Below are 8,431 nucleotides of genomic sequence, written 5' to 3'. Positions count from 1 at the left end.
CGCTTCGAAAAATGTTTCCTTTTCACACATTCTCATTCTCAGGTTATTGGGTTCGTTCGGGGAGCGAACCCAAGGAAATCCTTTGTTTACGCGCACTTCCCGGGTTCGTTCCGTAATTCCTTTAAGGAGGCCCTTGTTTTGTTTCTTTTCGCAACATCACTGCATAACGATGGTTTCTTAGTCGCGCGTTCATAACTTTATACGCTGGTACCGTTTCCGGGATTTGTCAAGCATTTTGCCGCTTTTGCCGGATTTGCCGGAGCTTGCCCAGACTCTTAGTCTGGGTTGCCGGCCCCGACTCTCCGCATCGGGGTAAAACTTGCCCCGTGCGAAGCGGCGGGGCTTGTCCCGACGGGTTAACGGGTCTATGGTCAATGGTCTATGGTCAAATAGTGAAGGGCTTTCAGACTGTCGACCGCCGACCGTCGACTATTGCCCGCCCTCAAACCACTACGAGGGAGATTAACTGGGCGCTGGCCCCTGGCCGCTGGTCCCTCCCCTTGACTCCACCGCCTAAACGTATATCCTAAAATGCTCTAAAAAATTTTCCGAGTCCCGATACCTGCCCCCGCTGGCCGGAAACGGTATCGGGAACTTGTCCCGACAAGTCGGGGCACGGGCTGCGGCGGGAAACCCCGCGGCCTCCCGAATCCCGGGCCGCACACTAGGCGGCGCGGGAGGAATTGGAAAGGAAGCATGCTCAAGGACAGATTCGGACGCACAGTCACCTACCTGCGCGTGTCGCTCATCGACCGCTGCAACTTCCGCTGCCTCTACTGCATGCCGCGGGAGCACGAGCCGGAGTTCTTTCCCCACGACGAGCTGCTCACCTACGAGGAGCTCGAACAAATTTTGAGTGTTTTTGCGGCGCTGGGAATCTCCTCCATCCGCGTCACGGGGGGCGAGCCGCTCGCGCGGCGCGACTCCGTTTATTTTATAGAGCACCTGCTCAGGCGCCGCATGTTTGATGAAGTGGCGCTCACGACGAACGGCCTCTACCTCGCGCCACACGCCGTACGCCTGCGCCGGGCCGGACTCCGGCGCGTCAACGTGAGCCTCGACTCGCTCGACCCGGAAACCTTCTTCAACATCACCAGGGGCGGCGACGTGGAGAGGGCCGTCGCGGGCGTGGACGCGGCGCTCGCCGCCGGATGCGATCCCGTTAAAATCAACACCGTCCTGATGAAGGGCCTGAACGACGGGGAGATCGTGCCGCTCGCGCGCTTCGCGCTCGGGCGCGGCGCGCACCCGCGCTTCATCGAGCTGATGCCGGTAGGAGGGGGCGGCTTCCTCGGCATGAGGAAATTCTTTCCGCTCGCCGAGGCGCGCCGGGTGCTGGAGAAAGAGTTTCGACTCACGCCGCTGGAGCATGGTCCCGCGGGGGACGGCCCCGCGAGCTACGCGGCGGTCGAGGGTTTTTCCTCGACGCTCGGCTTCATCGGCGCCCTCACGTGCAGCTTCTGCGACCGCTGCAACCGCATGCGGCTCTCCTCGACGGGGCTTCTCTATCCCTGCCTCGACCACGACGACCTCTTCGTCAACCTGCGCGACCCGCTCCGCGCCGGCGCCTCATCAGAGGACCTGGCGGCGCTCGTCACGCGGGCGCTATCGGTAAAACCCGAGCGGCACGCGATGGCGCCGGGGAGGGAATTCGTCACGCACGGCTCGATGAGCGCGGTAGGAGGGTAGGGGAAGGCAGTATTTAGTATCGAGTATAGAGTATGGCGTATAGAGAATAGGAAGAAACTTCCTTATTCATACTCAATACTAAATACTCAATACTCTATACTCCTAAGCTCCGAGCCAGCTGGGGAGGGGGGAGAGGTCGGAGATTTCGAGGTCGGGCTTCTGGCGCTCGAGCTCGCGCTCCGACGGCCGGATGGGCTCGCCGTCCGGGATACCCTTCCCGAAGCGGTTGATCCACACCGCCTTCATCCCGACGCCGCGGGCCCCCGCGATGTCGCGCACGAGCGAGTCGCCCACCATCACCGAGCCCGCGGGCTCCGAGTCGAGCTTCTTCATGGCGGCCTCGAAGATGCCGGCCTCGGGCTTGCCCACGTCGAGCTCGGCGGAGATTACGATGGCCTCGAAAAACTTCTCCAGCCCCGACGCCGCGAACTTCTCGCGCTGGAGGTCCACCGCGCCGTTCGAGATGGCGCCGAGGCGGAAATTTTTCTTGAGCGCCTCGAGCACTGGGCGGCTGTCGGGAAACGGCGCGCAACGGGCAGGCTTCCGGCGGGCCTCCATGAAGCGCACGGCCAGGCGCCCGGCGAGCGCCGCGTCGTCGACGCCGTGCTCCCGGAGCGCCTCGTGCCACGCCCGCTTCCGGTAGCCCGGCGCGAAGGCGCACAGCGCCTTGATGTTGGGATTTTCTCCGGTCTCGAACTTTCCCCACAGCCCCTCCGTCGCGCTTATGCCGAGGCGCCGCGCGAGCCCGCGCTCCTCGTCGAACTCCTTCCACAGGCGCCGCCCCGCGAGCTCGACGCTCTGCCCGAGCTTTTCCCTCGGGACGCCGTGCGCCTTCTCGACCTCCCCGCACGTCTCGTGAAGCGCCTCCTCGAACGCAGGCTCGTCGGGAATGAGCGTCTCGTCCAGGTCGAAGAAAACGGCCGTGATCTCGGAGGGCATACAATAAGATTATAGCGCAATCATTTCACAATCGGAACACCGGCTAGTCCATGACGAGAATGGCCACAAGAAGAACGATGACGATTATGGGGTGAAAGAGCAGCGAGAATGCCACGATTATGGCATGCCGTTTATTCTCTTTCCAAAGCTCGGCGTAGGATGGGAAAAATCCCCAGACTCCGACAATGGCTTTCCACTTCTTGTTCTCTTCTTCCCAGCGAAAGTAGAGGTAGAAGGGGTAGAACACGAAAAATATTCCCACGCAAAAAAACAGCGTGGTCACCGCCAATATGGCCGCTCCTTTTTGGTGGATTCTGAATAACATGAAAAAGCCCGCGGCGACCCACATCGTGGCTCTCGCGAGGTGCCAGGCGGCGGTCGCCCGGAATCTCCCCCACGTGAAGGCCGCGTCGGTCGGCTGCATGCTTGTGCCTGTGTCTTGCTGGTTTTCCATTCCGCTCTTGCAGGTTAGAGAGTAGGCGCCTCCCTTTGCCCCGATCCCTTCCTCGCCGCGGCAACGGCGGCCTCCCGAAAAAAGCCCCCCTCGGCGGGCCGCCGTGCGGCGCGCGCCTAGCCCTCGAGGAAACCCTTCAGCTTGTGGCTGCGGGTCTTGTGCCGCAGCTTGCGGAGGGCCTTGGCCTCGATCTGCCGGATGCGCTCGCGCGTCACCTCGAAGTCCTTGCCCACCTCTTCCAGGGTGAACTCGGTGCCGGTGCCCAGGCCGAACCGCAGGCGCAGGATGCGCGCCTCGCGGGAGCTCAGGGTGTCGAGGACGTTGCCCACGACCTCCTTGAGGTTCAACCCGAGGAGCGACTCGACCGGGGACTCGGAGTCGAAGTCCTCGATGAAATCGGCGAGGCGCGTGTCCTCGTCGTCGCCGATGGGGGTTTCGAGCGAGATGGGCTCCTGGGCCGTCTTGAGAATCTTGTTGACGCGGTCCACGGGAATGTCCATCTGCTTCGCCACCTCGGCGGCCGTCGGCTCGCGGCCCAGCTCCTGGACGAGCTGGCGCTGGACGCGCGCCGTCTTGTTGATGGTCTCGATCATGTGCACGGGCACGCGGATGGTGCGCGCCTGGTCGGCGATGGCGCGCGTGATGGCCTGGCGAATCCACCACGTGGCGTAGGTCGAGAACTTGTAGCCGCGCCTGTACTCGAACTTCTCGACGGCCTTCATGAGGCCGATGTTGCCCTCCTGGATGAGGTCGAGGAAGTGGAGGCCGCGGTTGGAATACTTCTTGGCGATGGAGACGACCAGGCGCAGGTTCGCCTCGGTCAGGTCGTTCTTTGCGCGCTCGCGCTCGAACACGTAGTGCCGGCTCTTCTTCAGGAAGCGCTTGAGCTCCTCGGTCGACATCTCGATCTCGCGCTCCACGTAGGCGATGTGCTCGCGGAGGCGGCGTGCCTCGGCCTTGAGCTCCTTGCGTTTCGTCAGGGAGCGGCTCTTGGCGTGCTTCCGCCCGGCCTCGCGAAGGCGCCGCGCGAATTTCCTCAGCCTGTCCTCCGCTTCCTTGAACGGCACCAGGAGCATGTCCTTCTGCTTGTCGGTCAGCGGCAGGTGCCGGATCTCGCGGGCCTGCTTGCAGCGGGTGCGGAAAATTTTCCACACGCGCCGCTTGTAGGCGGGCTGCGACTTGCTCAGCCGGCGAAGGAACTTGACGTGCTGCTGGTATTGCTCTTCCAGCGAAGCGAGGCGCGAGACGATCTTTAGCGCCTCCTCCTTGTTCTTCGCCTCTTCGGAGTCCTCGTCCGGCTCGGCTCCGGAGAAGGAAAGGAGCTCCTGGGGCTTAATCTCGGAGCGCTTGAGCTGCCCGCCCAGAGATATGAGCATCCGCGCCACGAGGTGGGAGTGCGATAGGGTGCGCAGAAAGCTGTTCTGGGCGCTCTCGATGCGGCGCGCGATTTCCACTTCCCCCTCCCGGGTGAGCAGCGGAACGGTGCCCATCTCCCGAAGGTACATGCGAACCGGATCGCTCGTTTTCTCCTCCACGATCTCCTCTTCGGAAGGCGTGGGCGTCTCGGTTTCGGCGTCCTGAAGCACCTCTTCCCGATCGAAAAAGAACACCCCTCCTTCCTCTTTCCCCGGATCCTCCTCCTTCACGGCCGACTGGGCGCGCACCAGTTTGTAGATTTCCTCCACGGCCTCGGACTCCGAGCCGCTCTTGGGCGGGGTGTTCTCGGAGGAATCGCCGTTCTCCGCGGTATCGAACAGGAACATCTCCTCCTCGGAGGACTGACCGGTTCGGGAACGTCTCCTTACCATACGTCTAACGGCCATTACGTGGGTTTTCTCCTAGTCGCTATAAAGGTTAACGCCTGTGCGGGCTCAATATGTCCGTTTCGTAATATCAGTATCTTCGCCGAATTTTTCAAACGACCCGTCGGTTTCCAGGTTCAAACGCCATTCCGACGGAAGCGATTATGCCGCCGTCAAAAGAATTTGTCCAGCATTTTTTGATGAGGATTCTCCCGAAAGATGCACGCCCACCTCACAGCGAGCATCCGCCATATTTCATCCATCTAAATTACACTATATGCCGATAGAGGGTTTTGTCAAGGATTTTGGTGAATTTTCTGGGAAATTACGTCTATTTGCGCCCAGATAGCGTCTGCCCGCTTCTTGTCTCCCGACCGTTCGGCCTCCTTAAATTGCTGCCGAAGAAGCGTTCTTTGGTGTTCAAGGCTCTTATCCTCGAGGGTTTTGAGGGCCCCCTCCACTTCCGGGGGCTCGGGAAGGGAGAAATCCTCCACGGCGAGCGCCGCCAGGAAAGCTTTTTCGGGCTCGGAAAGATTCTCCTCGCAGAGCGCCGCGAAGGAAATTTCCCGGCCTTCCGCGAGGCGGCGTGAAACGGCCTGCCAGGTTTGAGGGCAGGCCAGCCCCGACGTAGTCGGGGCAAGTCCCGATGTGTGCATCGGGTCATGCTCTCCTTCCGCCGGGGAGTCGGGGGTCGGAAACAGGCGGGAAAGAATCTCGGACGCCTTCTCCGGGGTCTCGATGGCCGCCACCAGAAGAAGGCGCTCGGCGGGCGTCACCGCGAGCGAGACCGACGCCTGGGGCGATGCGGAGGTCTCGCGGTCCAGCGCGCCCTTGCGCTCCCGCAGGTGGCGCTTCACCTCGGCGGCGAGGTAGGCGTCCTCGATGCTCAGGCGGTCCCGGAGACGGGGAAAATACTCGGAGCGCTCGATGGCGCTCGGGATGCGGGCCAGGTACGGCAGGAGGGCGTTCAGGGCCTCGACCTTGCCGTGGGGGCTTTTCAGATCATGCCGGGCGGCCACCTCGTCCACCAGGAAGTCGAACGCCGGCCTTGCGTGGCGCAGGTTTTCGAGGTAGGCCTCGCGGCCGTTCGTGCGAATGAAATCGTCGGGGTCCATGCCTTCGGCGAACAAGAGCACGGCCGCCGCAAGGTCGCCCTCGAACATGGCTTCGAGGGCCCCGGCCGCCGCCTTGCGGCCCGCCGCGTCGCCGTCGAAGTTGACCAGCACCTTCGACGTGTAGCGCCGCAGAAGCAGGGCGTGCTCGCGCGTGAATCCCGTGCCGCACGAGGCGACGGCGTTCTGGATGCCCTCCTGCCAGAGGCGCAGCCAGTCGAAGTAGCCCTCCACCAGGACGGCGAAACCTTTCTTCGCAATGGCGCCGCGGGAGGCGTGGAGGCCGAAGAGGGTGCGCCTTTTCCGGAACGCGGGGTGCTCGGGCGAGTTGATGTACTTGGGCTCGCTCTCCTCCCCCCCGCGCTTGTCCTCGGCGAGAGTCCGCCCGCCGAACGCCACCACCCTGCCCGAGGGGGTGCGGACGGGAAAGAGTAGGCGGCCGCGAAAGACGTCGTAGAAGCCGCCCTCGGAGCGGGCGCTCGCCTTGAGCAGCCCCGCGCGCTCGGCCAGCTCGGTCGAGGCGCCCCCCTCCCTCAGGAAGCGGACGAGGTGGTCCCATCCGGGGGGCGCGTAGCCGAGCCCGATGCCCCGGGCCGCGTCCTCGCCGAAGCCGCGCTCGCGGAGGTACTCGCGGGCGATTTTTCCGAGGCCGACCTCCCAGAGATTCTTTTCGTAAAACTTCTGCGCCAGGTCGTAGATCTCGTATATCTCGGTGGTGGAGATTTTTTCTCCTCCCGCCCCGTCGCGCCGGCCAACGATCGGCTCCGGCACGGGCACGCCCGCCTTCTCGGCCACGAGGCGCAGCGCCTCGGGAAACTCGACGTGCTCCATGAGCTTGACGAACTCGAACACGTCGCCCCCGACGCCGCAGCCGAAGCAGTGGAAGAGCCCCTTCGCGGGGCTCACGTAGAACGAGGGCGTGCGCTCCTCGTGGAAAGGGCAGAGCGCGCGGTGGCGGGCGCCCGCCTTCTTGAGCGGCACGTAGTCCCCGACGATACGGGTGATGTCGGCGAGCTCGCGCACCCGCTCCACAAATTCGTCGGGGTAAAATCCGCCGGCCATGGGTTTCCCCATTCTACTCCCCGCGCCCCCGCGGCGGCAAACGCTGGCCCCCGCCGCGGTTGATTTCCTGAAACGGCGAATTCTATAATGGTGTCTCATAAAGGGATCCAGGAAATGAAAGGAGCGGCGACGTGGATCGGCTTCACGCTGGCGGCTGCCTCGGCCGTATGGGGAGGTGAACCGCCCGCATCCCCAGGGAAAAACCCGCCGAAGGTCGGAGGGGAGGTCGAGATAGCCGACGTCCCCTTTGACATAAACGAAGTCATCCGCACCGTCCGGAAGAACCGCGGCCTTCCCGAAGAACCTCCCAAGCAAGGATTCCGCGCCGAAGCACGCGGCGAGCGTCCGTTTGCGCAGAAAGGAAATGCTTTCCTTCATGAGACGCCGCGCTTTCAGGCGGAGGTCGGCGAGGACGGGCTGAGATATTTCGCGCAAGGAAATAAAGAAAAACCTGATTTCGAAATTCTTTCTGTAAGCTTCGAGCGGGGAGGCGTTCCACAGACGGTGTTCGGAAAAGGCCGCCTGGAATAGCACGCGCCCGGCCTGCTTCAAGGCAAAGCGCGAGGCGGCATTACGCCTTACGTGAGAAGCCGCGGGGAGGAAGGCGTGGAGCTGTATTGGCTAGCCGAATCCGTGCCCTTCGAGACGGCCTCCTACGGAGGCCTCCTCAGGGACACGGAAGACACAGGCCGCGTTCCTGAGGAGTTCCGCGAACAGCGGAACGTCACGAAGGGCGCGGCGCAGACCCTACAAATCGTTTTCACCGTCCGGGCCGCGGGAGCATGATGAAGGGCTCATTTTTCCAACCTGGGATGGCGGCGGCCAAGTGGCGTTCTCCAACGTAACCGTGGTTGACGCGGCGGGGCGTCTGGAAAGAATTCGGCCTTCGCTTGCAACCGGCCGCGAAATCCTGTTCGAGGTATCGCGCGAGTTTCTTGAGAATTCCCGATATCCCATCCTGATTGACCCGTTGGTGGGGCCGGAGTTTCCGGTGGAGCCGAGTCCGGTGATAGGCCCGGCGTCAGGGTACCAGGGGGGTACATCGGTGGCTTCGAACGGGACGGACTATTTCGCCGTTTGGGCGGAACCTCGGAGCAGCGGCACGGGTAACATCTATGGGGCGCGCGTGACTTCGGCGGGAACGATACTCGACCCCTTGGGCATTCCCGTCTCCACGGCGGCGAACGATCAGCTGTACCCCTCGGCAGCTTCAAACGGGACGGATTACTTCGTAGCGTGGGAGGACTTCCGAAGCGGCGTGGACGACGACATCTACGGAGCGCGCGTCACTTCGGCGGGGACGGTGCTCGACCCTGCGGGCATCGCCGTCTCCACGGCGGTAAACGACCAAGTGGCTACCTCCGTAGCTTCGG

At 63.0% G+C, this 8,431-nt stretch carries 8 protein-coding genes and 1 riboswitch; of the genes, 4 read left to right on the top strand and 4 right to left on the bottom strand.

Annotation, left to right across the window (positions count from 1 at the left end; genetic code table 11):
• Positions 1-534 precede the first annotated feature (534 nt).
• Positions 535-710, top strand: a riboswitch (molybdenum cofactor riboswitch).
• Positions 697-1,689 (top strand): GTP 3',8-cyclase MoaA, encoded by a 993-nt coding sequence (moaA, locus tag JSV08_03250; protein ID UCF81438.1) that lies wholly within the window; start codon positions 697-699, stop codon positions 1,687-1,689. It overlaps the preceding riboswitch by 14 nt.
• A 102-nt stretch (positions 1,690-1,791) precedes the next feature.
• Here moaA and JSV08_03245 read toward each other — a convergent pair whose 3' ends face one another.
• The 4 genes from JSV08_03245 to JSV08_03230 all read right to left on the bottom strand — a co-directional run bounded on the left by JSV08_03245 (position 1,792) and on the right by JSV08_03230 (position 7,058).
• Positions 1,792-2,628 carry an HAD family hydrolase gene (locus JSV08_03245; protein UCF81437.1) on the bottom strand — a complete coding sequence of 279 codons (837 nt, stop codon included), beginning with the start codon at positions 2,626-2,628 and terminating at the stop codon, positions 1,792-1,794.
• 43 nt (positions 2,629-2,671) lie between these two features.
• Positions 2,672-3,052 carry a hypothetical protein gene (locus JSV08_03240; GenBank protein UCF81436.1) on the bottom strand — a complete coding sequence of 127 codons (381 nt, stop codon included), beginning with the start codon at positions 3,050-3,052 and terminating at the stop codon, positions 2,672-2,674.
• 146 nt (positions 3,053-3,198) lie between these two features.
• The gene (gene rpoD / locus JSV08_03235) at positions 3,199-4,905 is read right to left on the bottom strand and encodes an RNA polymerase sigma factor RpoD (protein UCF81435.1); all 1,707 of its coding nucleotides are present in this window, start codon (positions 4,903-4,905) and stop codon (positions 3,199-3,201) included.
• A 275-nt stretch (positions 4,906-5,180) separates the two neighbouring features.
• The gene (locus tag JSV08_03230) at positions 5,181-7,058 is read right to left on the bottom strand and encodes a DNA primase (GenBank protein ID UCF81434.1); all 1,878 of its coding nucleotides are present in this window, start codon (positions 7,056-7,058) and stop codon (positions 5,181-5,183) included.
• 87 nt (positions 7,059-7,145) lie between these two features.
• Here JSV08_03230 and JSV08_03225 point away from each other — a divergent pair, with 87 nt between their 5' ends.
• The 3 genes from JSV08_03225 to JSV08_03215 form a co-directional block, all read left to right on the top strand.
• Positions 7,146-7,589 carry a hypothetical protein gene (locus JSV08_03225; protein ID UCF81433.1) on the top strand — a complete coding sequence of 148 codons (444 nt, stop codon included), beginning with the start codon at positions 7,146-7,148 and terminating at the stop codon, positions 7,587-7,589.
• Positions 7,590-7,640: 51 nt separating this feature from the next.
• A complete protein-coding gene (locus tag JSV08_03220; protein UCF81432.1) occupies positions 7,641-7,844 on the top strand; it encodes a hypothetical protein in 204 nt (67 codons plus the stop codon).
• A 40-nt stretch (positions 7,845-7,884) separates the two neighbouring features.
• Positions 7,885-8,431 (top strand): hypothetical protein (locus tag JSV08_03215; GenBank protein ID UCF81431.1); only part of this gene is annotated, 547 nt, incomplete at its 3' end.

The sequence above is a fragment of the Acidobacteriota bacterium genome (assembly GCA_020349885.1).
Taxonomy (GTDB): Bacteria; Acidobacteriota.
Note: the sequence above shows the minus strand (reverse complement) of the source record. Positions and strands in the feature narration are given on the sequence as shown.

What these genes read in the sequence shown, in the direction of transcription:
- JSV08_03225 (UCF81433.1), top strand. Translation starts at nt 7,146, where the DNA reads ATGGTGTCTCATAAAGGGATCCAGGAAATGAAAGGAGCGGCGACGTGG.
- JSV08_03245 (UCF81437.1), bottom strand. Translation starts at nt 2,628, where the DNA reads ATGCCCTCCGAGATCACGGCCGTTTTCTTCGACCTGGACGAGACGCTC.
- JSV08_03240 (UCF81436.1), bottom strand. Translation starts at nt 3,052, where the DNA reads ATGCAGCCGACCGACGCGGCCTTCACGTGGGGGAGATTCCGGGCGACC.
- JSV08_03230 (UCF81434.1), bottom strand. Translation starts at nt 7,058, where the DNA reads ATGGCCGGCGGATTTTACCCCGACGAATTTGTGGAGCGGGTGCGCGAG.
- rpoD (UCF81435.1), bottom strand. Translation starts at nt 4,905, where the DNA reads ATGGCCGTTAGACGTATGGTAAGGAGACGTTCCCGAACCGGTCAGTCC.
- moaA (UCF81438.1), top strand. Translation starts at nt 697, where the DNA reads ATGCTCAAGGACAGATTCGGACGCACAGTCACCTACCTGCGCGTGTCG.